This is a genomic window from Sphingopyxis italica (assembly GCF_011926545.1).
In the GTDB taxonomy this organism is placed as follows: domain Bacteria; phylum Pseudomonadota; class Alphaproteobacteria; order Sphingomonadales; family Sphingomonadaceae; genus Sphingopyxis; species Sphingopyxis italica.
The window spans coordinates 151,806-174,538 of sequence record NZ_JAATIT010000002.1; the positions used below are offsets into that span (position 1 = coordinate 151,806).

At 60.5% G+C, this 22,733-nt stretch carries 21 protein-coding genes; 18 read left to right on the top strand and 3 right to left on the bottom strand.

The window, feature by feature from the left end:
* Nucleotides 1–272: 272 nt before the first annotated feature.
* From GGR90_RS08390 to GGR90_RS08475, 18 genes are all read left to right on the top strand, one after another.
* Entirely contained in the window at nucleotides 273–731 is a 459-nt protein-coding gene (locus GGR90_RS08390) for a curli assembly protein CsgF (protein ID WP_245198540.1), read from the top strand.
* Entirely contained in the window at nucleotides 731–1,699 is a 969-nt protein-coding gene (locus GGR90_RS08395; RefSeq protein WP_167921000.1) for a CsgG/HfaB family protein, read from the top strand. Before GGR90_RS08390 ends, GGR90_RS08395 begins: the two co-directional genes overlap by 1 nt.
* A 235-nt stretch (nucleotides 1,700–1,934) precedes the next feature.
* Nucleotides 1,935–3,566, top strand: coding sequence for a beta strand repeat-containing protein (locus GGR90_RS08400; RefSeq protein ID WP_209023656.1), 1,632 nt, complete (start codon nucleotides 1,935–1,937; stop codon nucleotides 3,564–3,566).
* Nucleotides 3,567–3,641: 75 nt separating this feature from the next.
* Nucleotides 3,642–5,972, top strand: a complete 2,331-nt coding sequence (locus GGR90_RS08405) for a beta strand repeat-containing protein (protein WP_167921002.1) — start codon at nucleotides 3,642–3,644, stop codon at nucleotides 5,970–5,972.
* 107 nt (nucleotides 5,973–6,079) lie between these two features.
* Nucleotides 6,080–6,721: a hypothetical protein gene (locus GGR90_RS08410; RefSeq protein WP_167921003.1), complete on the top strand. Its 642-nt coding sequence runs from the start codon at nucleotides 6,080–6,082 to the stop codon at nucleotides 6,719–6,721.
* A 13-nt stretch (nucleotides 6,722–6,734) separates the two neighbouring features.
* Nucleotides 6,735–7,328 carry a hypothetical protein gene (locus GGR90_RS08415; protein WP_167921004.1) on the top strand — a complete coding sequence of 198 codons (594 nt, stop codon included), beginning with the start codon at nucleotides 6,735–6,737 and terminating at the stop codon, nucleotides 7,326–7,328.
* Between the two features lie 2 nt (nucleotides 7,329–7,330).
* A complete protein-coding gene (csgH, locus tag GGR90_RS08420) occupies nucleotides 7,331–7,669 on the top strand; it encodes a curli-like amyloid fiber formation chaperone CsgH (protein ID WP_342449928.1) in 339 nt (112 codons plus the stop codon).
* Nucleotides 7,644–8,402, top strand: coding sequence for a response regulator transcription factor (locus GGR90_RS08425; RefSeq protein ID WP_167921006.1), 759 nt, complete (start codon nucleotides 7,644–7,646; stop codon nucleotides 8,400–8,402). Before csgH ends, GGR90_RS08425 begins: the two co-directional genes overlap by 26 nt.
* 240 nt (nucleotides 8,403–8,642) lie before the next feature.
* Nucleotides 8,643–9,296, top strand: a complete 654-nt coding sequence (locus tag GGR90_RS08430) for a helix-turn-helix domain-containing protein (protein ID WP_167921007.1) — start codon at nucleotides 8,643–8,645, stop codon at nucleotides 9,294–9,296.
* Nucleotides 9,297–9,631: 335 nt separating this feature from the next.
* On the top strand, nucleotides 9,632–9,976 hold the full coding sequence (locus GGR90_RS08435; protein ID WP_167921008.1) for a hypothetical protein: 345 nt from the start codon (nucleotides 9,632–9,634) through the stop codon (nucleotides 9,974–9,976).
* A gap of 137 nt (nucleotides 9,977–10,113) precedes the next feature.
* Nucleotides 10,114–10,845, top strand: a complete 732-nt coding sequence (locus GGR90_RS08440; protein ID WP_167921009.1) for a fimbrial biogenesis chaperone — start codon at nucleotides 10,114–10,116, stop codon at nucleotides 10,843–10,845.
* A gap of 266 nt (nucleotides 10,846–11,111) precedes the next feature.
* The gene (locus GGR90_RS08445; RefSeq protein WP_167921010.1) at nucleotides 11,112–11,705 is read left to right on the top strand and encodes a hypothetical protein; all 594 of its coding nucleotides are present in this window, start codon (nucleotides 11,112–11,114) and stop codon (nucleotides 11,703–11,705) included.
* Nucleotides 11,706–11,729: 24 nt separating this feature from the next.
* On the top strand, nucleotides 11,730–12,239 hold the full coding sequence (locus GGR90_RS08450; protein ID WP_167921011.1) for a hypothetical protein: 510 nt from the start codon (nucleotides 11,730–11,732) through the stop codon (nucleotides 12,237–12,239).
* Nucleotides 12,240–12,355: 116 nt separating this feature from the next.
* Complete coding sequence (locus GGR90_RS08455) at nucleotides 12,356–15,169, top strand: TcfC E-set like domain-containing protein (protein ID WP_167921012.1); 2,814 nt, start codon at nucleotides 12,356–12,358, stop codon at nucleotides 15,167–15,169.
* Nucleotides 15,170–15,690: 521 nt separating this feature from the next.
* Nucleotides 15,691–16,335: a PepSY-associated TM helix domain-containing protein gene (locus tag GGR90_RS08460; protein ID WP_167921013.1), complete on the top strand. Its 645-nt coding sequence runs from the start codon at nucleotides 15,691–15,693 to the stop codon at nucleotides 16,333–16,335.
* 11 nt (nucleotides 16,336–16,346) lie between these two features.
* Nucleotides 16,347–16,877: a DUF2271 domain-containing protein gene (locus GGR90_RS08465; protein ID WP_167921014.1), complete on the top strand. Its 531-nt coding sequence runs from the start codon at nucleotides 16,347–16,349 to the stop codon at nucleotides 16,875–16,877.
* A gap of 19 nt (nucleotides 16,878–16,896) precedes the next feature.
* Nucleotides 16,897–17,730, top strand: a complete 834-nt coding sequence (locus tag GGR90_RS08470; RefSeq protein ID WP_167921015.1) for a DUF4198 domain-containing protein — start codon at nucleotides 16,897–16,899, stop codon at nucleotides 17,728–17,730.
* Between the two features lie 26 nt (nucleotides 17,731–17,756).
* Nucleotides 17,757–18,689, top strand: coding sequence for an FAD:protein FMN transferase (locus GGR90_RS08475; RefSeq protein ID WP_245198541.1), 933 nt, complete (start codon nucleotides 17,757–17,759; stop codon nucleotides 18,687–18,689).
* Nucleotides 18,690–18,735: 46 nt separating this feature from the next.
* Here the strand turns inward: GGR90_RS08475 and GGR90_RS08480 are convergent, their stop codons facing one another.
* The 3 genes from GGR90_RS08480 to GGR90_RS19615 form a co-directional block, all read right to left on the bottom strand.
* Nucleotides 18,736–19,419, bottom strand: a complete 684-nt coding sequence (locus GGR90_RS08480) for a Fe2+-dependent dioxygenase (RefSeq protein ID WP_167921016.1) — start codon at nucleotides 19,417–19,419, stop codon at nucleotides 18,736–18,738.
* A 97-nt stretch (nucleotides 19,420–19,516) separates the two neighbouring features.
* Entirely contained in the window at nucleotides 19,517–21,823 is a 2,307-nt protein-coding gene (locus GGR90_RS08485) for a TonB-dependent receptor (protein ID WP_167921521.1), read from the bottom strand.
* 194 nt (nucleotides 21,824–22,017) lie between these two features.
* Nucleotides 22,018–22,701, bottom strand: a complete 684-nt coding sequence (locus GGR90_RS19615) for an energy transducer TonB (RefSeq protein WP_342449919.1) — start codon at nucleotides 22,699–22,701, stop codon at nucleotides 22,018–22,020.
* Nucleotides 22,702–22,733 lie beyond the last annotated feature (32 nt).

Sequence of the window (22,733 nt, forward strand, 5' to 3'; positions counted from 1 at the left end):
GCAAAGTTTATTTTTCTTGAGTTGGCTTGCAGTTGACCAACGTCACAACCGCAAGTGGCGTCAACATATCGTCGTACTTCTCTGAGATTATACAGCAAAAACAGGTAGATGGATGAGCGATGGCGGCATTCGATCGTTTTCGCGAAACGACTGTCCCGTCTTGAGACCCTAAATTTTTTTAGGTTGGTCATCGGTTTTGTTTCGTTTGTTAATAACTTATTAATTGATGCAACGAGTCGCAGGCCCCATGTCACACAGATGAGGGGCAAAAAATGTTGCATCCGGGGGATCTACGGGGGTGTGTGATTCGTAAATTTTCGATGTTTGCTGCTTTGGCGGCTGGGGGAGCGTTGGCGTCGGTCCCGGTGCATGCGCAGGATCTTGTGCATGAACCGATCAGCCCGACGTTTGGCGGCAATCCATTTAACTCCAATCATATCCTCGGCACGGCTAACGCGCAGAACGACTATCGCGACCCGCGATCCACCAGCTCGTCATCGCAAGCGGACATATTTGCGCGACAGTTGCAATCGCGTCTTCTGTCGTCATTATCGTCGCAAATCGTCGACGCGATCTTTGGTGAAAATCCGCAAGAGAGTGGTACCATCAGTTTCGGCGGACAGACGATCACCTTCTTTCGATCGCTAGATTCCGTCACCTTGACCATTACCAATGACGATACCGGGGAAGAGACCCGGATCGTTGTCCCGCTGTTTGTCGAGGTGAACTGATGCACCGGAGATTCCAGATCGCGGCGATGGCTCTGGGCGCGTTGTCGCTCGGGGGTTGCATGACCGTTTCTAAAAGCGGTCGTGACACTTTCGCAGAGAGCACTAGCCTTGCCTACTTTCCGAAAAAGACACAGACGCAGCTGCTTCTCAACGGCTTGCCGCCGCCTGAGCGCCAGGTCGCGATCGCCGTCTATGGCTTCACAGACCAGACGGGGCAATTCAAGCCGACCGAAGCGGGACAAACACTATCGCGCGCGGTCACGCAGGGCGCCGGTGCGATGCTCGTCAAGGCCCTTCAGGATGCCGGCAAGCGCAAGTGGTTCACTATCGTCGAGCGCGAACGCCTAGATAACCTTCTAAAGGAACGCCAAATCATCACCGAGATGCGCAAGCGCTACCTTGGTGAGGAAGAGCCTGATCGGCGTGCGCTGCCGGCGCTTCTGTTTGCTGGCGTCCTGCTTGAGGGCGGCATCGTAGGCTATGATACCAACACAGTGACCGGCGGCGCGGGAGCGGCGTTCTTGGGCATCGGAGGCCGTACTGAATATCGCCAAGATACGGTGACGGTCTATTTGCGCGCGGTGTCGGTTCGTACCGGTGAAGTGCTGACGACCGTCACCGCGTCGAAGACGATCGCCTCACAGGCAATCGGAGCGAGTGCTTATCGCTTCGTCGCGTTCAAGGAACTGCTCGAAGCCGAGTGGGGCATCACAAGCAATGAACCCGATCAGGTCGCGCTCCAGCAGGCGATCGAAAAGGCAGTTTACGGGCTGGTGATGGAGGGTGTTGAACTGGACCTATGGCAGTTCAACAACATGAAGGCCGCGTCACCGATGCTCGCTTACTACCGCAAGGAGCGCGACGGCCAGTATGAAGCGCGTGATATCCAGGAAGCGGTCGAAAAGGCCGGTTCGCTGTCCGCGCTAAAGATAGTCGAAGACAAGAGGAGGGATGACGGGGGATCCTGAACAAGAATTAAAATGGGGTTCGTTTAATTTCTCCGGGCGGATCCCCGACCGATAAGTCGTAGGAGAATGGCACGCAAAGAAGCGGCAACTTCGATGCGTGCGAGTATAGGCTGCGATAACCTTTGTGAAGCTCGGCGTCTGTTGCGCCGTAGCGCGATGGTTATCGCCTTTTTGAAAAGGTGATGCAACCATGAAGAAGTCAATTTTGGCAAGCGTTTCCGCCGCAGCACTCATGATGGGTGCTCCGGCGGTTGCCCAAGACAACACCAGCACCGTAACTCAGTCGGGTGACGGGCAGTCCGCAACGGTCAACCAGACAGGTGCCAACGACCTTTCGACGGTCACGCAGTCGAACGCCGACAACACGGCGACGGTTAACCAGAACGGGGGCCTTGGCGGTACGTCGCTCGTCACCCAATCGGGCGCCGGCAACACCGCCACTTTGAACCAGACCGACGACGGCGCCGACCTTTACGGTCAGGGCTTCGTTCCGCCGAGTTCGACCTCGACGATCGACCAGTCGGGCGACGACAATAGCGTGACCGTATCGCAGAACACCCAGACGCAGCTGTTTTCGAACGATTCGATCGTCAGCCAGTCGGGTGACAGCAACATCGCTTCGGTGGACCAGTTCGACGACGAGCAGGATTCGACGATCAACCAGACGTCGAATAACAACATCGCCAGCGTGACGCAGGGCCAGAACCTTCCGGGTTCGGACACGACCTATAACAATGCCTCGGTGATCAACCAGGGCGGCGGCGATTTCAACGACGCCAGCGTGTCGCAGACCGGTTTTGACAACAACAGTGATGTCAACCAGCAGGGTGCGGCCAATACGGCGACCGTCATTCAGACGGGTTCCGGCAACACGTCGGACCTCGACCAGCTCGGTAGCGATGCGAGCGCCACGGTCAATCAGGGCGGCTCGGCCAACCTCTCGACCGTGCTGCAGCAGGATGACGCCGGCGGTATCGCCAACGTCGATCAGTCGGGCGATGCCAACACCTCGTCGATCGTGCAGAACTCGGTGGACTCGATCGCGACGGTCAACCAGTCGGGCGACAGCAACGAAGCCGATCTGACGCAGGGACGCAACGCGGGCAATCCCTACCAGACCAACAGCCAGCAGGCGTTGATCGACCAGTCCGGCAACAACAACCGCACGACCGCGAGCCAGACGGGTTCATCGGGCGATTTGAACGTCAACCAGAGCGGAAACGAGAACGAGGCCGATGTTGTCCAGTCCGGTTTCGACAATTCGGCCGGCAACGATACGGCGCTGGTCGGGATCGACCAGTCGGGCAACCTGAACGACGCCATCGTCACGCAAAGCGGCCAGCTTTCGGACGCCTTCGTTTCGCAGGTCGGCGACAGCAACCTCGCGACGATCAGCCAGTCGATCGGCAATGCCCCGAATCCTCCGGGTGGTGCGGATCCGCGCGTTGCAACGGCCGACATCAGCCAGATCGGCGACGACAATGTCAGCAGCATTTCGCAGTTCGGCGGCAGCAGCAGCATTTCTGCGCGGCTGATGGATGCGAGCAATGTCCAGTCGGGTTCGCGGAACGACAGCATGATCAGCCAGACCAACAGCCTGATCGCGGGTGCGTCGGCCGAAAACCTGGCGTCGGTGGTGCAGAACGGCGACGACAATATCTCGTCGGTAACTCAGGATGGCGCGTCGCTGACCGCCGAAGTGCTGCAGGCGGGATCGGGCAATGTGTCGACGATCCTGCAGAGCGGCACCGACAGCAGCGCGAGCGTGTCGCAATATTCGAGCGGCAACACCTCGTCGGTTACCCAGTCGGGCGCAGGCCACAGCGCCACCGTTACGCAGGGCGTTAGCGGCGGTCCCGCGATGTGATGGGATGAGAAGGGCCGGGCGCCTGTCCGGCCCTTCGATCCTCCTCGGTCAGCACAGCCTTAAAAGGTATTGATCATGAAAAAGCTTATTCTGACATCCGCATCGGTTGCGGCGCTTGCGATTGCAGCGCCCGCCGTTGCGCAAACTAATGGCTCGACGGTGCTGCAAAGCGGCGCCAACCAGACGGCCACCGTGGCGCAGGACGGCGCGAACAGCGACTCGCTCGTCGAGCAGTCTAACGCCAACAACGTCGCGAACGTCCAGCAGAAGGCCGCGACCGACTTGGCGGACAGCAAGGTCTTCCAGACTGGCACCGACGAACGCGCCAGCGTCATCCAGGCGAGCGGCGCCGCGCAGTCGCGCGTCCAGCAGTCGGGCGGCGCGCAGAATGCGTCGGTCTTTCAGGACGGGTCGAGCAGCTCGGTGATCGAGCAGAGCATGCGCTACAACGAAGCCAGCGTCAGCCAGACGGGCGACGAAAACACGAGCGTGGTGCTGCAGTCGGGCGTCAATGGCGCGGTCGGCGATCCCGACGGCAATTATGGCTCAGCGGATGCTGCAGCGCTCGTTGGCGTCACGCAGTTCGGTGACGGCAACGGCAGTGTGATCACCCAGACGGGCGACAACACCGTCGCCGACGTGCTCCAGCTTGGCAACGACAACGTGTCGAGCATCAATCAGGCCGGCAATTTCTCGAACGCCGCGGTCAGTCAGACGGGCGACCGGAACAGCGCGACGGTCGTGCGCCAGAGCGCCGACGGCACCGGCGACGGGAACCCCGCGAGCGCGCCGGTCGTGCCCGACGTGTTTGCCGATGCGCTGGTAAGCCAGAATGGCGACGACAATGTCGCGTCGATCACGCAGGATGCGGTTCCGGCCTTTGCCTCGATCACGCAGAATGGCGACGGCAATGATTCGTCGATCGTGCAGACCGGCACCGCATCCGGCGCGGTTGCGACGACGCTCCAGACAAGCGACGACAACACCTCGCGCATCCAGCAGAGCGCCGGTGCGACCGCCAGCGTCACGCAGGGCGGCGGTGTCAACGGGATCGGCGGTCGCGAATGGGACGGCAGCGACCTGCCGCCGCCTCCGCCGCTTGGCAGCGGTGGGACGCTGTATCTCAACAACGTCTCGTTGATCGACCAGTCGGCCGATGGCGCGAGCGCCACGGTGAACCAGAACGGCATCCTCAACCGTTCGAGCATCAACCAGAGCGCCGCGGCGAGCGCCGACGTCGCGCAGGCTGGCGTGTACAACACGTCGGTCATCGGACAGAGCGGTACCGGATCGGCGACGGTCGACCAGAGCGGTGCGCACGCGCGCAACGCTTCGGTCATCGCGCAGTCGGGTAGCAGCGGCTCGGCGAGCGTGACGCAGGTCGGCGCCGATCTGGCGACACCGGAGAACGCGCCGACCAACGTGTCGTTCGTCGACCAAAGCGGTTCGGACAACAGTGCGACGCTCTTCCAATCGGGCGACGAGAATCTGTCGACGATCAACCAGTCGGGCGATGATACCGTGGCGAACGTTTCGCAGACCGGTACCAACCTGACCTCGACCGTCAGCCAAAGCGGCAGCGTCACGCTGGCCGAAGTCACCCAGTCGGGCGATGAAAATAGCTCGACCGTGACCCAGACCGGCGCGTTCAACGGCGCCGAAGTGACCCAGTCGGGCAGCGGCAACGGATCGACGGTGACCCAGTCGTCGACGGCGCTGAGCGGCGCGATCGTCACGCAGGCGGGCGAGGACAACAGCTCGACCGTGACGCAGGGCTTCGTCGGCGGCCATCAGGCCAATGTCCTGCAGGATGGCACCGCCAACGTCTCGACGATCGACCAGGCCGGCCTTGGCAACAGCGCCGGCGAATATGTCGATGCCAACGCTGTGGGTGTGACCCAGTCGGGCCGCCAGGGCCAATCGAGCATCGTCCAACGCGGCAGCCTGCAGAGCGCCTATGTCGAACAGCTCAGCACCAGCGAGTTCGCGCGTTCGGAAATCGATCAGGGCGGCAGTATCGGCTCGGGCCATTCGGCCAGCGTCGTCCAGGCCGGACTTGGCGTCGATTCCGAAATCAAGCAGCGCGGCTATGGCCAGACCGCCACGGTGTTCCAGGGCGGCGAGGAAAACAGCTCGGTGATCGATCAGGGTGCCAATTTCGGCTCGGATCATGTCGCCGACGTGACGCAGACGGGAAGCAGCAACTTCTCCGATATCCTCCAGCGCGGGGACGGGCACACGGCGACCGTTCTGCAGTCCGGATCGGGCAATGAATCGCTTATTGACCAGTTCGGAAGCGACAATGTCGCGGCGGTTACCCAGGCCGGCATGAACTCGCTGTCGACTGTGACACAGAGCGGCAGCTCCAATTCCGCTGTCGTCAACCAGGGACCGGCGGGTATGTGATGGTGGTGCGGGGCAATCTCAAAAGGATTGCCCCGCCCATCGCAGTTCTTGGTTAACCATGATATGATCGACGAGTGGAACTGCTCATGAAAATGGGAAAACCGGATTTGTCCGTATGGAAGCTGATGCTGCTAGCAGCCGCAACGATAGTGGCGACGGCGCCGGTGGCTGCCGAACCCGGCGGCGGGACACCCCCCGTCGAGGAAATCGCGGCGACCGACGATCGCGGCGCCTTTATCGCGCAGATCGGTGCGACCAACCGGGCGTCGATCGAGCAGGATGGCTCGGAACCCTATGCGCGCATCGCGCAGAACGGCGACGATAATCGCGCCGAGGTCCGGCAGCGCGACGGCGGCAATCATTATGCCGAGATCGGCCAGATGGGCGACGACAATCTCGCCGCGATTCTGCAGCGCGGGAATGGCGCCAATGTCCTCAGCCTTCTCCAGGCCGGGAACGCCAATCAGGTGAGTATTTCGCAGTCGAACGACGGGACGGTCTATAATGCCGCGGTGATCAGTCAGACGGGGCAGGCGAACTCGCTTGCGCTGGTGCAGGATGGCCAGGATAATCAGGCGAGCCTGACGCAGAATGGCGACGGCAACATGATGTCGGCGACGCAGACCGGCGACGCGAACCGGCTGGCGTGGACGCAGGACGGCAATGGCCTGTCCGATCTTCAGATTCAACAAAGCGGCGGATCGACCTTGCAGATCCAGCAGACCGGCGCACAGGGCGGGGGCGGCTAGAAGGACGGGTGCAATGATCGGCTATTTCGCTGCCTTGATGATGCTGGCCGAGCCAGCGCCGGTTTCGGTCGAGCAACTCGATCAGAACCCGTCGGCGGGGACTCTTGCGCCGGTCGAGCAAGTGTCGCGGGGCGACAATTCAGCCTTTGTCGACCAGAAGCCCACCTTGGGCGAAAAGCCGGAAAATCTGCCGCAGCTTTCGACGACCGATACCGAGGTCACGCTCGGCCGCGTCGACGGGATTGACCGGTGCAGCGCCGAACTCCTGTCAGCCAAGGATGCCGATTATTGCCGGCGGCGGATCGAGACGCGATCGGAAGAATTTGCCACGCGTCCCGCGAGCACGCTAACCGCTGAACAACGGCTGCTCGGCGAGCGGCTGACGACGTTGCGCGGGGCGGGGATCGACGAGGCGGCGCGCGCCCCGGGGACTAATCCGTCGGCTGACGACCGCGAACTTCAGGCGCTGGCATCGATCACCCTGACGGTTCCGACCGGCGAGCCGAACGCCGAAGGCAAGCCGACCGACGGCAGCGACCTTTCGGTCGAAACGCAGGCCTTGCTTGAGGCGATTGTTGCGCGGCTTGCGAATCCGGGAGGCAATTGATTGTGCTGCTCTTGCCAGCCGCCGTTCTGCCGGGCCTGTTCTTCGTGGCGATGACGCCCGCGGCCTCGCCGCGTGACGCCGTCATGCTGGAGGTCGAACGCGACGGCAATCTTGTCCAGCTGCAGCTGATCGGTGAGTCGCCGGTGACGCAGAGGGTGCGTTACGAAATGACGTTCACGGGGCAATCCACCAGCCACCATCGCGGCAACGCGACGCTCGAAGCCGGGCAGCGGCAAACATTGTCGACGATGCGCATGTCTGTGGGTGGACGTTGGTGCGTAAAGGTTGCAGTCGAAGAGGGGGGTGGACGGCGATATGAACTTAGCGGCGGCGAATGTTGAGGTGGGAGGCCGCGGCAGCGGTGGCGGTTCGACACCGTCTACTTCGCAAGAAGACGATCTGGATCGCTGGCTGCTGATCCAGAAGGAAGCAGATCCGGCTCTAGCCGATCCGGACCAATTGCCGGTCGCGACGATCTTGATCGTCGATGACCATCCGATCACGCATTCGGGCCTGCAACTCCTGTTCTCGATCGAGCCCCGATTCCAGATCGTTGGCGGGCTGCATAGAGGAGCAGAGGTTGCATCTTACCTTGCGAATAATCCGGTCGACCTTGTCATCCTCGACCTCAACATGCCCGATTTGCGCGGGGTGAGCGTGCTCGCGGAAATTATCGGGTCCCACGATATGGCCGTGGTCGTACTGACCGGCGACAACAACAATACGGAGATCGAAGTTGCGCTGAAACTCGGGGCGCGTGCGGTCGTCAGCAAATCCGAACCCGCCAGCGAAATTCTTGCGGCGTGTGATGCGGCGCTTGCGGGAGAAATCTATATTTCGCAGACAATAACCTGCGGCCTTGGATGTGAGGAGCAGGCGCCGGTGTTGCTCTCACCGCGGCAAATGGCAGTCCTCCATTATCTGGAACAAGGATACAGAAACAAGGAAATTGGCTATCGCCTGTCGATCGCGCCCCCGACTGTCTCGTTCCACATCGCCGAACTCAGGAAAAAGCTGGGAGTGGGGCACAATCGTAAGATTGTCGAACGCGCGCAGACGCTGGGTCTCATCTAAGATTGCACAACAGGCCGACGCAACACCATTTCATCATAAGGCTGCTTGGTGAGGTTGCAGGACAAGTGGTCCGTCATCGCTCTCTCCGCAACCGTGATTGCTGGCTCTGAATGTCAGTTCGATCTCTGGCCCACGCCGTAAAGATTTTGATGTTCCTTGTGCGAGCTTTGCAGTAATTGCCCCGTGACCAACTCAGACGCATTTGTATGCGTAAGATTATAGAACGGTTTAGAGACTGACATGCCTGTTTTAGCGACGTTTTCTAACACGGGCGAGGAAGGGGCGGCGCAACGCCTTAGGCTTTCTCATGAAAGTTCGGCAGGTGTTCGAGGCGACGTTATTGTGCACTGTTTGGCATCTGGTTCCGCGCTGCTCGAGAGTGACAGAGCTTGGGTGATAGGCGAACAGATCGACTTCAACTTTGCAGACTCAGCCATTGGGATCGTGTTTTGGACAAGCGGCAAACTTGCAATATGTGTGTTCGATCAGGCAATCAGTGATGCCACTTTGGCGCTTGAAATTTTATCAGGCGCAATTGGTCCTGAGCTCATTACGAGCGGATATTTCCCCGAGTTGCGATTTCATGCCCAAGCCGAAGGGAGCGGTTTCGCAGAGCGCTTGTACCGCTTAAGAGTGGAAAGGGGGCTTAAACAATTGGACATTGCGGAAAAACTTCGAGTTAGCACCGCTGCAGTGAGTGGCTGGGAATCGGGAAGGTCAGTTCCCCGCGGTTCGCGCTGGGCCGAGTTGGCCGAGTATCTGGGCGTTCAATTGGCCGAACTCATAGGCGACGATTCGAACGATTTGCGAAAGCTGGTCGCTACAAGCCGTATCGATATTGCTCGTCTGGCTCGAACCACGCCGGACAAAATTCGTATATCCCTCGACCTCTGATCGTAGTTGTCTCGCAGAATGACCGCGAAGCACTGCCTGGTCACGTGGGCTTCGGCCAACAACCATGCTGTGCTCGCATGAGGGGGAGATCGCCGGGTTGGCAAGCTTGCCATTCTGAACAGGCCTAGGCAATTGGTGCCGCCTACATCTTTCATAAGTTCGTGCACAGACACTTCGCTCCTTCATTTAACGGCTTCTTAGTCACTCCTTCCATAAAAGCGGCGACGGAAGGATCGACTATGCGCGCAATTTTGACGACCTCGGTAATCGCTGCGGCGTATCTCTGTGCTGTGCCGGCGCAGGCCTCGAGTCTCGGGAGCGAGTCGACTGGCACGATGAACATAACCGTCGTTATCCCGCCGCTCGCTGATGCGGTTCGCGCCCAAGAGAATGGCGCGACGGGCCTTTGGTCAATCGTCAACGGCAATAATGGCCTTATGATTGATGCGCCGAATAGCGTAACAGGGGATGAAGACCTGAAAGTCGCTCTGCTCACACCCGCGGCGCCGCATCTCCAGATCCGCTCATTCGGTGGGCAATTTTCATCAGCTTGGAAAACGGTTGATCGCTCCGGCCGTCTCAGTCGGGCAACGCTAAATATCCCGCTTCAGGATCTTTCAGTTTGGGACTACAATCCCCTCAATGCGAGGTCCAAGCTCTACGTTATCGGCACGATCTAGATAGATTTATCCCATAAAGGGACACTAAGTTGGCTTTTGGGGCTTTGCCCCGCGGCTATGGGTTTGACCGAAAAGCACTTTGAACCTATCCGTCCGTGCCGAGTCAGAGGGACCACTTTGATTCGATGGGGGTTCTAATGCGTTCTTGGAAAATTGTCGCCGCTGCGAGCGCAGCCCTTGCGATTCCTATTCCTGCGTCGGCAAATTTGTCGATAAGCAAGCTTTGGGTTGATTTCAAAGAGGGCGACCAAGAGCGCAGCGACCTCGTAATCCGGAACGATAGCCAAGATCGGTATTATGTCGCTGTGACTGTGGCAGAGATTGTCGACGCTGGAACTGAGCTGGAAAACAAGCTTGTCGAGACTGACCCGGATAAGCTGGGCCTCTTGGTCACGCCAAATCAAATTGTTCTCGAGCCAGGGGCAATCCGCTCGATTCGCCTCGTCTCCTTGAATAAGTCCCTAACCAGGGATCGAGTCTATCGAGTGCTTGTGGCGCCGCAGGTGGGCGCGCTTAAGGTGAAAGACGCCGGCGCCGAAAATCGCGGCGTCGCAATTAAGATGCTGGCTGCTTACGACGTTTTGGTCATTGACCGGCCAAAAGCCAGCGAAGCAAAGGTCGAAGCACAGCGTTTGCCCGGCCAGGTCATTTTGACGAACTCGGGAAACTCCAATGTTTTGGTCGCAGAAGGCTTCGTCTGTCCAGGTGAGGTTCGCACGAACCCAGACAAAGAGCGCTGCAAGCCCCTAGAAGCTCAGCGCTTATATGCTGGCAATACCATGTCTGTAAGCCTTGATCAGCCCTCAGATCGCCTCTTCTTGAAAACCAAGGCAGGTTCCGACACTCCGCCCGTCGATCGCGAGTTTTAATATTAGTCGCTGGCGGACGGATAGGTGCAATAGCCTTAACCAATTAACTTAACTAATGCCTTATGGTTCAGTTCGGGGCTCCGCCTCCGGGCTCGCTTAAATTCGTAGAATTCAAGCGTTTTTCAGAAAAAATCCTTGGTTAATTATAAATTAGTCCTTTAACTCCCAGGCCGGATAGCTTAACTAATGATTAAGAATCGGCGAGGGGCTGATTCTGGAGGGTCGTCGTGCGTCGATGCTTTCCTCCAATGATAGGGAGATTTTTTATGAAGAAGTCAGTTCTGCTTTTCGCAGCTGTCATGGTCGCAGCAGCTTCGGCTCCGGCGTCGGCAGCCACCGATGGTACACTTTCGGGCTCGGCCAGCACCGGGACGCTGAACCTGAATGTCCAGGTTGACCCGATGGTCAGCATCCGCGGTCTCGACGATATCTCGCTGACGATCGACGCTGCAACGATCGGCTCGAACTTTGGCACGACCAGCGGCATTTCGCAGTTCTGCGTTTATTCGAACGCTGATGCCCTGGGGAGCTACAAGGTGAGCGTGAACGGTCTCAACGGCGACGGGCTCGGCAATCCCTATGGCCTGTCGGGCAATTCGAGCGGAACCCAACTGAATCACACCGTCGGCTACTACGATGCGGCAGCTTACAATTCGATCGCTGCAACGTTTATGCGCCCCAACGTCCAGAAGACGATGGAAAATACTCGCGCTGGCCAGAATCGTGCGACCGATCTCGCATGCTCCAATACCGGTGGTCAGAACGCCTCGCTTCGCGTCGGCATTCGTAACTCGGTGGCGCTCGCAGCGCTGGCCGACACTTACACCGGGACGCTTTCGGTCGTCGTCGCCGTTCCCTAAGCAATAAGTTAAGAAAAGGGCGAGGTGAATCTCGCCCTTTTTTTATCTCAGGTCAGTGTGCTGGGGGGCGCAATGAGACGTTTTTTTTGCCTCGTGATTATGAGCGTGGCTTTGCAGGCCAGCCCGGTTTATGCCGACGCGCAGGAAGGCGAAGGCACAGCCGCGATATATGTTCAGCGGCAAAATTCGACACCAATGCGGTGGTCGGGCGTGGGCGAACTTCGATCGCAAAATGATCTTTGCATAGTCACACAAACCGGTCGTTTTCGTCTCCGGCTTCAGATCGGAGGGAAGCAGGGAAGCGACGCAATACCTGATTTTGAAGTCACTTTCAGCACCACTGCGGGTGATCGTTTGACGCGTCGATCAAGCGAAAGCGACGTCCTAGTCTTTGAAGGCCGTGCTACGCCCGTTGCTGACTGCAAGGGAGTCGTCAACGCCAACCTGCAATTCCGGTTTACCGAGCGAGAGCTCTCTGGGGCCATTGCTGGGAACTATCTGCAGCAACTAGTCATTAGTATCGAACCCGTGTGATCGTTGCATTGGGCCGTTATCCTCATCTTTCTTCGATGCGGCGGAAGCTTCTGCTCGCGAGCTGTTTTGGCGCCCTCGGTGTCCTTGCGTTCCCGGTCAGCAACGCAAGGGCCGCGGTGGCGGCGCAGTCTGTTTCGGACGCTATTGACCCCGCCAACGAGGTGGTTGTCCCTCAGGTTCCGATAACATTTGAAACCGAAGCACCGCCGGGTTTTGCTAATCTTGTTGCGCCGCTCGATACACTGTTCGATGTTTATTACTTGGGTAATCGCTTGGGTTCATTTCGGGCAGTTCTCGACAACGGACGCATTGCATTCGCTGAGCCCCAAAAGCTTGTTGATGCCTTGTCGGGGCGCATTTCACCTGCGGCCATCCGGAGGCTTGTAGATAAGCCCCAGATGATAAATGAAAGCTTTCGTTGTTTCCCTGGCCAAAGTACGAATTGCGGCATTTTGCCTCCCGGCCAAGAGGGGGTGATCGTCGACCCGGAACGCTTTGTGGTCGAGTTGTTCTTCAACGCCGAAGACGTTATCATTCCTCCCACCGATGAGATTATATTGGGCCCTGCATCGACGGGCCCGTCACTGATACAGACAATAAACTTCTCCGCTGCGACTGCCGGTGGAAACAGTTCTCGTGTCCGTTTTGGCGCAACGCTGGATACCGCGGCCAGCGTCGGCCAGTCGGCATTGCTTGCGCGCACGATCATCGATGATGACCAAGGAACCCGCCTGCTGGAAGCTACCGCTCAGCATGTGTGGGCCGGCAGGATCGCTCGCGCAGGACTTTTTGAGGATTATTCTACTCGGTTGTTGACCTCGTTTCGAATGGTTGGTGCTGAATTTGCAAGTTTCTATCCGCGCAAGGCATATGAGGCTGGAATTGCTACCCCGATTCAGATCGTGCTCCCTCGCGAGGCTGACGTAGAACTCCGCCGAAACGGCGTCCTTATTTCCGTTCGCCATTACGGAGCAGGAGCGCAGGTGCTCGATACGTCGGGCTTGCCGGAAGGATCCTATCCGCTCGAAATCGTCGCGCGCTCTGGCGGAACAATAATATTCGAAGATTCCCGCTCCTTCACCAAGGCACAAGGCCTCCCCGTGGCAAATAAAACTGAGTTCAGCCTGAAGGCTGGATTTTATGCGCCAGAAAATTTCGTCGGAACAACGATTCGTCGTGACGAGCCATTTTTCCCCCGTATCAAGAATTCGCCTGTGTTGGGCGCGCGAGCGAGGCGCCGAATTGGCAATACCAGTGCAATAGACTTGAGCGTACTTCACATTGATGATCGGAATTTTGCTGAAGCTAGCTTTACGACGATCCGCGGAAATCTTCAGGGACTCGTTACAGGGGTATTGGGTGATGACGGCTCTTACGGCGCGCTTGCAACAGGAACAATGACGGTCAAGGATGTCCGTTTCACGTTGTCTGGTAGATACGTGAAGTCGGACATCGACGGTTTCCAGCTATCCAACGTCGATGATTATCGTCCTTTCGCACGCTCCGAGAAATCTGTGTTCGGTTCAGTCCAACTCTCACTATTTGGGGGATCGCTGAGTACCTCTGTAGGTTACACCGACTTTGAGCTGCTAGAAGACGATTATTCTCTTGATGTTCGCTACTCGCGAACGATTGGCGTGGGTTCCTACCGCCCTTTGCTGTCGGTTTATGGCCGGACGTCCAATCGTGAAACGCGCGTTGGCGCTACTCTGAGCTTTCTCTTCGGCCTGGATCGCCGCACAAACGCCTCAATTCGAGCGGGCGGCGAAATAGTGCCGCGGGCCCAAGGTCAAACGCGCGAGGGGTTCTCGCCCGTGCTGGATGCAACGGTTTCGCGCGTGGATCGCATTGGCAGCGCCGACATGGTCAATCAGATCGGTGTCTCAACGAATGCGGACACGGATAGGGCTTACGCAAGTACAGATGTAAGGGCGTCATTCGGTCAGTTCGACGCAACCGCGCAATATCAAGATACCCCCGGCAGCGGTGGTAGCTTCTCGTCGATTTTTGCCAATGGCCGAACTGGTTTTGCGCTGGGCGGAGGCAAATTCAAATTTGGCCTTGCCGATGTGGGACAAGCAATAATTCTCTCCGACATTAACATCGATTACAAGGCATCAACGTTGAACGAAGGAGCTGGCGATAGCGGCTATCGAATTAAAGTAAATCGGCAGCCCTACGATCGTATCAAGCCAGGTCAAACATCCGCCGTGGGTGTCGCAGCATATGAAGAATATGAAGTCGAACTTGAGGCTGAAAACGCTCCTCCGTATGATATAGACACGTCTATACGTCGTATTACGCTATATCCTGGAAACGTGGCGTATTTGAAATATGAAGCACGAAATAGTTTTGCTGTTTACGGCCGAGTTGTGGATCATTCTGGCAAGCCGCAAGCCAATGCAGCCATCCGGTCTGGATCGGACCGAACCACCGCAGATAGCAATGGATATTTCCTGCTCTCAGTATCCCAAGATGACGAGGTCGTGATTGATATTCTTGATGGTTCGGTTTGCAAACCGATAGCCCTCTCCTCGATTGTTGATCTGAGCGATCGGAAAAAGCTGTATCGCGCCGGTGAAATCATTTGTGATGGTACGTCCGGGACCGCTTCGCCAGTAGAAGGCACGCCCGTAGGTGCTAGCAATTCGACGGGTCAAGTCGACCTGGTTGCAACTCTAACTGCAGCAGACGGCACGCCTCTGAGCCTCACGACAGCGGTTGTTACGTCTCAGGATCATCCTGATTTTGGGGAAAGGCTGCTTTGCACAAATCATGTCGGAAAGTTTGGAATAGCCGGGCTTATGGCCGGAAGAAATTATGAAGCGACTATCCGCGGTTCGGACGAGAAGCTCCGCTTTTCTATTCCACGCAACTGGCAAGGACTAGTCCGGCTCAATACGCTAGGCGTCTCAAAGGCGCGATTGTGAGTTCCAACTCCACCGTGCACTGCCCGGTTTTGGTGTAGCCTGTTGAAGTTGTCGTCCTGATTGCCAGGGCGGGCGACCATGCAACAATCTGGGGTCATCGACCTACGGGCCATCGGGGCGCCCGAGCGTGAGCGGGCTGTGTTCAGCTTCTGCAGTGCGGGGGGCGGCTGCCAAGTGTGGAATCTCATCGTTTCATTCTAATAAGTCGTCGACCGACCGAGACGTAGCGAGAGCTATGATGCGTCCATGGTATTATCCATGGTATCGTCCGTGAGAGTGAGGAGAGTTTTGAATGAAAACAGATATATATACTTCTTGTTTGGTTGACTCCGTCTCCGCCACCTAATTCCCAAACGATCGAAACGGGCCGCCCCACACGACCGGTCCGGCCATGCCTCCCGCTGCCCTATATGCCAGACCCGCGCGTTTCTCGGTCTCAAAAGCCAGAATTCTTATTGTAATTGAGAATCGTTCGCGATAATGTCGCTTGCATCGATCCCGTCCAAAGCTTTCCAGAGCCGATGCACGCACCCACCTCTTCGCGACCGGCGACCGGCAAGAGCCGGAAGGCCTTCTGGCTGAAACAGCTCCATATGTGGCACTGGATGAGTTCGGCCGTCAGCCTGATCGGCCTCTTGCTGTTCGCGGTCACCGGCTTCACGCTCAACCACGCCGCCGACATCGAAGCGACGCCCGTCGTCACCGAAGGCGCCGCGACGATGCCGCCGGCGATGCTCGCGCGGCTGAAAACCGCCGTTCCCGCGGCCGAAAAGGCACCGCTGCCGCCCGCCGTCGCCGACTGGGTCGAAGCGCGCTTCGCGGTCAAGGCGTCGGGCGAAGCCGAATGGTCGGCGGACGAAGTCTATCTTGCCGCACCGCGCCCCGGCGGTGACGCGTGGGTCGCGATCGACCTCGCGACCGGCGAGGCGACGAGCGAGGTCACCAGCCGCGGCTGGATCTCCTATCTCAATGATCTTCACAAGGGCCGCAACTCGGGCGGCGCGTGGAGCCTGTTCATCGACATCTTCGCCTTTGCCTGCCTCGTCTTCGCGGTCACCGGCCTGTTCCTGCTCCAGCTTCATTCGGCGAAACGCAAAAGCACCTGGCCGCTCGTCGGCATGGGCCTCGCGATCCCCGCCGCGATCGCGATCATCTTCATCCATTAGGGAGACCCGTCATGCAGCTTTCCACCCCCGCGCGCATCCTCGGCGGCACTGTCGGCGTCGGCGCGATGCTCACGGCGCCCGCGCTCGCCGCCGCGCCGGGAACGATGGACGTCACGGTCAACATCCCGCGGCTGAAGGTCGCCGAATATCACATGCCCTATATCGCGATTTGGGTCGAGAAGGAGGGGGCGAAGGCAAGGACGGTCGCAGTCTGGTACGATCACGATATGAAGGCGAACGAAGGCACCAGATGGCTGCGCGACGTGCGTCAATGGTGGCGCGCCGCGGGCCGCGCGATGACCTTCCCGGCGAACGGCATCACCGGCGCGACGCGCGCGCCCGGCGCGCACAAAATCTCCTTCACGCGCGCGCAATTGGGCGCGGCCGCACCCGGCCGATATGTGCTGGTGATCGAAGCGGCGCGCGAGGTCGGCGGCCGCGAACTGCTGCGCATCCCCTTCACCTGGCCGGCAAAGGCCGGGGCGGGCGGGCGCGCTGCCGGAACCACCGAATTGGGGGCCGTTTCGGTCGCCTTCCGCTAAAGTTTGAAAGGACAGGGGTATGAAAAAGCAGATTTGGGGCTTCGCCGCGACCGCCGCGCTGGCCACCGCGATGGCCGTTCCGGCGTCGGCGCACCGCCAGTGGATGATGCCTTCGGCGACCGTGCTGTCGGGCGACGATGTGTGGGTCACCGTCGACGCCGCAATCTCGAACGACCTCTTCTATTTCGAACATCATCCAATGCGCCTCGACGCGATGAAGGCGTGGGCGCCCGACGGCAGCGAGGCGGCGATCGAGAACAAGGCGACGGGGCGCTATCGCAGCACCTTCGACGTCCATCTGACGCAGAAGGGAACCTGGCGCATCGCGTCGATCTCCGACGGCGTGATGGGCAGCTATGACCTGAACGGCAAGACCGAGCGCCTGCCGCGCGGCACGACGACGGCGAACCTCGCCGAGCGTATCCCCGCGGGCGCGGCCAATGTGCGGACCGCAGAATCGAACAATCGCAACGAGATTTTCGTGACCGTCGGCGAACCGACGACGACCTTGTTCCAGCCGACGGGCAAGGGCATCGAGCTGGTTCCGGTCACCCATCCGAACGACCTGATCGCGGGCGAGGCCGCGACCTTTCAGTTCCTGCTCGACGGCAAGCCCGCGGCGGGCCTGCCGGTAACGGTGATCCCCGGCGGCATCCGTTATCGCGACCAGCTCGGCCAGATGGACTTGCAGACCGGCGCCGACGGCAAGGTCGAGGTCAACTGGACCGAGCCCGGTCTCTACTGGCTCAATGTCACGACGCCGCGCGCAGCACGTGAAGCAGGTGCAGCGGCGCCGACGGCGCCGCAGCGCCGCGCGAGCTATGTCACGACGCTCGAGGTGCTCGCGCCCTGACCGACCGCATCCTGATCCCCCGCGCGTTGACGCCCGCGGCCTTTGCGGCGCGCGACGCGCGCGCGGGTATCGAAAGCTTCGCCGGCGAGACGATGGGGACGAGCTGGTCGCTGCAAGCGGTGGCGCCGCCCGTCGCGATCGTGCACGGCGTCGAGGCGGCGTTCGACCTGGTGGTCGGACAGATGAGCCAGTGGGAGGCGGGCTCCGACCTCTCGCGCTTCAACCGCGCTCGCCCCGGCATATGGCGCGAGGTGCCGGGCGAACTCGCCCATGTCGTCGGAGCCGCGCTCGAAATCGCGCGCGCCAGCGACGGCGCGTTCGACGCGGGCCTCGGCCATCTGACCGAAGCGTGGGGCTTTGGCAGCGGGGGGCCCGTCGATCGTGCGCCGCCCTCGACCGGCGTGTCCGCCGCGAGGACGATCGACTTCGATCCCGCGACGCGGCGCATCCGGCGCGGCGAAGGCGCGGCGCTCGACCTGTCGGGGATCGCCAAGGGCTATGCCGTCGACCTTGCCGCCGATTGGCTGCTCGACATGGGCGTGCGTCATTTCCTGCTTGAGGTCGGCGGCGAATTGCGCGGTGAGGGGATCCGCCCCGGCGGCCAGCCTTGGTGGGTCGATGTCGAGATGCCGCCGTCGTCGTCGATCGCGCCCTGGCGCATCGCGCTCCACGACCTTTCGGCCGCGACCTCGGGCCATTATCGCCGCGGTTTCAGGGCGGATGGCCGGCATTATTCGCACAGCTTCGACCCGGCGACCGGGCGGCCCATCGTCAACGGCGTCGCGTCGGTTACGGTGCTCCATCGCAGCTGCATGATGGCCGACGGCTGGGCGACCGCGCTGACGGTGCTCGGGCCCGAAGCGGCGACGGCGTTGGCCGACGAACAGCAGCTCGCGGCATGCGTCATATCGGGCGACCGCGAATATGTTTCGCGCGCGTGGAGCGCGATGCTGGATTGAAGTCTAATCGTCATCCCGGCGAAGGCCGGGATGACGATATGAGGGTTCAGCTATCGGCCCAAAGCCGCAGCAGATTATGATACACCCCCGTCAGCTCGATCACCGAGCGATCCTTGCCGCCCAGCTCGCCGGTCAGCCGCTGCACCGCGCGGTCGAGGTCGAACAGCGTGCGGCGTTTCTCGGGATCGCGGACCATCGATTGCAGCCAGAAGAAGGAGGCGGTGCGCCGCCCGCGCGTGATCGGGGTGACGCGGTGCAGGCTCGACGAGGGATAGACGACGGCGTGGCCCGCGGGCAGCTTGACGCGCTGGACGCCATAATGATCCTCGATCAGCAATTCGCCGCCGTCATAATCATCGGGCGCTTCGAGAAAGACGGTGATCGACAGGTCGCTGCGGATGCGGAAATCGCTGCCGCGCTTGAGGCGGATGGCGTTGTCGACATGCGTGTCGAACTCCTGGCCTGCCCCGTAACGGTTGAACAGCGGCGGATAGATTTTGAGTGGGAGCGCCGAGGCGAAGAAGATCGGCGAGCGGCCTAGCGCCTCGAGGATCAGCCGGCCCGCCTGCTTTGCGGCGTCGCCATCCTCGGGCAGTTGCTCGTTATGCTTGGCGAGCGCCGACTGATGCCCCGACGTCGCATTGCCGTCGACCCATTCGGCGCCGTCGATGATCGCGCGGACGTCCGCGACTTCGGCAGGCGAAAGCAGATCGGGTACGGCAATCAGCATCGGCGGTCTGTCCCTTTGCGCTACCCTGACGCGCTGCCACAGCGCGCGGGTGCGATCAATGGCGGGAACGGCGCAAAGCCGCCCCCGCCATCCTTCGTCAGAAGCCGACCGAGACGGTCAGCACCGCCGACCGCGCATCGCCGGGGGTCGCCCAGCCATTGTTGCGGATGCGGGTGAAATAGAGCTTGTCGGTGAAATTCTTGACGTTGAGCTGCGCCGAAATCCGGTCGGTGAAATCATAGGCCAGATAGGCGTTGTGGACCCAATAATCGTCCGACTGGAACAGTAGCGGATCGGTGGTCGCGGTGGGCAAGTTGAAAGTGAACTTGCCCTGATAGGTGGCGCCATATCCGATCTTCAGCCCGAACGGCAGCTCATAGGTGGTGAACAGGCTGCCCGAATGTTTGGGCGTGTTCTGGAGCCGCGCACCGGCGACCGGATCGGGGAAGGCGGGCGAATTGGTGCAGGTGCCTTCGCCGGGATTGACGAGGCAGAAATTCGACACCGACTGCAAGATCTCGCTGTCCAGATAGGTGTAGTTGGCGGTGATCGACCAGCGGGGCAGGATCTGGCCGACCGCGCTCAGCGCGATGCCGTCGACGCGCGAATGGCCGTCGAGCACCTGATCGGGCAGCGTCGGATCGCCCGAATTGACGCGATAGCTGTCGCGTTCGTTGCGGAACGCCGCGGCGCTCAGCAGCAGGCGCCCGCCCGCGACCTCGGCCTTCACCCCGATCTCGTAATTCTTCGCGCCCTCCGGCTTGACGTTGCAATTGGCGTTGAGGCCGTCGCCGTTGGGCAAGGAGCAGGCGCCGTTGACCGACGACTGCGACGGGGTCCTGGAATTGCCATAGGCGGCATAGAGGGTGACCGCTTCGACCGGCTTGTAGACGAGCCCGATGCGGTAGGAGAAGAGATTGTCGCTATATTCGGCGGGGATTGTGACGCCCAATCCGGTGCGCCGCGACCCGCTGCTCTTTTCATAGCGGACGCCGCCGTTGAGCTCGAGCTTGCCGAGCTTCATCGCGTCGAACAGATAGAGCGAATAATTGTCGACCTCGCCGCGCTGGCGACTGGTGTAGGTGAAGTTGACCGGCCCGTCATAGAGGTTGCTGCCGTAGGAGAAGCCGTCGGGCAGGTCGGGGCCAACGACCACCTCGTTCGGGTTGGCGATGTTGACCAGCGGATAGCGGGTATAGAAGCGTGTTCCGTCGGCGTTAGTGAGCGCATTGCCACTGTTCAGCGTGTACTTCTCCCACAGCGCCGACGCACCGACGACAAGCGTATGCTCGATCGCGCCGGTGTTGAACGTGCCGCGCAGGTCGACCTGATCGTACATCAGCTCGTTCGTCGAATCGCGCAGCGTTCCGCGCGGTCCGCCGATATAATAATAGCCGTCGGGCACGGTGAACGGCGCGCCCGACACGGTAATCGTGCAGCTGCCGCCGGTCGGAGTCACGCCGGTCGACAGGCAATATGTTCCCTGCGGCGGGCCGACGACGGTCAGCTGGCTGACCTTCTGCCAGCGCGCGAGGTTGCGGATCGACCAGCTGTCGCCGAAATCATGCTCGAAGATCGCGGTCGCCTGATCGACGGTGACTTCCTGCCGGTCGACATTGCGATAACCGAAATAGTCGCTGCGGTGAGCGCCCGGGACGAGGCCATCATAATAGGGCACGCCATATTGCGGGATATTGTCGTCTTCCTGGTGCAGATATTGCAGCGTCAGCTTGGCCGGGCCCGCCATGCCGATGCTGATCGACGGCGCGACGCCCCAGCGTTTGTAAGTATCGACGTCGCGGCCCGGCACGTCATTCTTGTGCGCCATCGCGTTGAGCCGCACCGCGATCAGGTCGTTCAGCCGCACATTCGCATCGACCGTGCCGCGGTAATAATCGTCGGTGCCGATGCCTGCGGTGCCGATGACGCGCGTCTCGTCGAGCGGGCGCTTGGTGACGATGTTGATCGATCCGCCGACCGATCCGGCGCCGCTCTGCACCGAATTGGCACCGTTGACGATTTCGAGCTGTTCAAGGTTGAACGAGTCCGACCGGCTGTAGGCGGCGCTGTCGCGCACTCCGTCCTGCGTGATGTCACTGCCCGCCGAATAGCCGCGGAAGTTGATCGAGTCGGCGGGGGGCGAACCGCCTTCCGCCGCACCAAAGGTGATGCCGGGAACCGTCGACAGCATGTCGCGCAGCGTCAGCAGATTCTGCTGCTCGATCGTCTCGCCGGTGATGACCGTGACCGTCTGCGGCGTGTCGCGCACCGGGCGCGTCGATTTGGGCGATTCCTGCTGCGTCTGATAATGCTGCCCGGTGACGAGGATCTGCTCGCGTTCGTCGCGGCGTTCGCGTTCGGATTGCTGTTCGGAAGACGCATCGGCGCCCGCATCGGCCGCCATGGCCGCGGTGCTGATCAGGCTGCCGACGCAGGAGAGCGCCAGGAAAGTGGCGGACGTCGTTGGCTTCACGGCTTTACCCCTGTTGTTATGGACGGGGAGGCCGCTATTGCGAGTCGATCGCAGAGTCAATAATAATGAGAATTATTCGCAACAATGTCGCAACGTCATTTGATCATGCGTCAAGATCGGCAAAATCACCGTCGCTCGAGCCACCAGCTTTGGCGCCAGCCATAGGAGCTTGCGATCGCGTCGCCCGCCGCATTGGTCGCGGGTCTGAAACGAAAACGGTCCTCGATCAGGGCGCATGTCGTCCGGTCGAGCGAAGCGTCGCCGCTCGACCGGCTGACGCGGCAGCCGGTGACGCGGCCGCTGGCTTCGATGGTGAAGCGCACCTCGACTTCGCCGCCGGCTTTCGCGCGGCTGGCCTCGCGTGGATAGTCGCGGTCGCGGATCGTGCCGCTGCGCCATGCCGCCTTCGTCCCGCCGCCCGTGCCGCTTCCCGAACCCCCCGCGCCGGTTCCATCGCCGCGCCCGCCCGCGCCCGATCCCGGCCCGACCTCCGGCGTTGCGCCGGCCGATGTATCGCTTCCGGCGCCGGGGCGCGTCGCCGCCACAACGGGTGGAACGACCGGCGGAAGTTTTGGGGGCGGGGCAGTGACGGCAGCGGCCTTGGCCCGCTTGTTTGCCGCCGATGCCTTGCCGCTTGCCTTCTCGCTCGAAACCTTTGCCGGGACGGCTGGGTTGCGCGGCGGCGGGGGTGCGGGAATGGCGATTGCGGTGATGGCTTCGCTGGCTTTCCGCACGACGTCGAGGTTGAGGCCGCTGGCAACGCCGAGGCCAACGGCGACGACGGCTACCACGGCGCCGCCGCCGGACACGGCCCGCTCCCGCCCAGAAATCTGTCCCGTAT

Coding starts and splice junctions, on each gene's coding strand:
- GGR90_RS08390 (WP_245198540.1), top strand. CDS start 273: ATGTTGCATCCGGGGGATCTACGGGGGTGTGTGATTCGTAAATTTTCG.
- GGR90_RS08395 (WP_167921000.1), top strand. CDS start 731: ATGCACCGGAGATTCCAGATCGCGGCGATGGCTCTGGGCGCGTTGTCG.
- GGR90_RS08400 (WP_209023656.1), top strand. CDS start 1,935: ATGGGTGCTCCGGCGGTTGCCCAAGACAACACCAGCACCGTAACTCAG.
- GGR90_RS08405 (WP_167921002.1), top strand. CDS start 3,642: ATGAAAAAGCTTATTCTGACATCCGCATCGGTTGCGGCGCTTGCGATT.
- GGR90_RS08415 (WP_167921004.1), top strand. CDS start 6,735: ATGATCGGCTATTTCGCTGCCTTGATGATGCTGGCCGAGCCAGCGCCG.
- GGR90_RS08425 (WP_167921006.1), top strand. CDS start 7,644: ATGAACTTAGCGGCGGCGAATGTTGAGGTGGGAGGCCGCGGCAGCGGT.
- GGR90_RS08430 (WP_167921007.1), top strand. CDS start 8,643: ATGCCTGTTTTAGCGACGTTTTCTAACACGGGCGAGGAAGGGGCGGCG.
- GGR90_RS08435 (WP_167921008.1), top strand. CDS start 9,632: ATGAACATAACCGTCGTTATCCCGCCGCTCGCTGATGCGGTTCGCGCC.
- GGR90_RS08440 (WP_167921009.1), top strand. CDS start 10,114: ATGCGTTCTTGGAAAATTGTCGCCGCTGCGAGCGCAGCCCTTGCGATT.
- GGR90_RS08445 (WP_167921010.1), top strand. CDS start 11,112: ATGAAGAAGTCAGTTCTGCTTTTCGCAGCTGTCATGGTCGCAGCAGCT.
- GGR90_RS08460 (WP_167921013.1), top strand. CDS start 15,691: ATGCACGCACCCACCTCTTCGCGACCGGCGACCGGCAAGAGCCGGAAG.
- GGR90_RS08465 (WP_167921014.1), top strand. CDS start 16,347: ATGCAGCTTTCCACCCCCGCGCGCATCCTCGGCGGCACTGTCGGCGTC.
- GGR90_RS08470 (WP_167921015.1), top strand. CDS start 16,897: ATGAAAAAGCAGATTTGGGGCTTCGCCGCGACCGCCGCGCTGGCCACC.
- GGR90_RS08480 (WP_167921016.1), bottom strand. CDS start 19,419: ATGCTGATTGCCGTACCCGATCTGCTTTCGCCTGCCGAAGTCGCGGAC.
- GGR90_RS08485 (WP_167921521.1), bottom strand. CDS start 21,823: ATGGCGGCCGATGCGGGCGCCGATGCGTCTTCCGAACAGCAATCCGAA.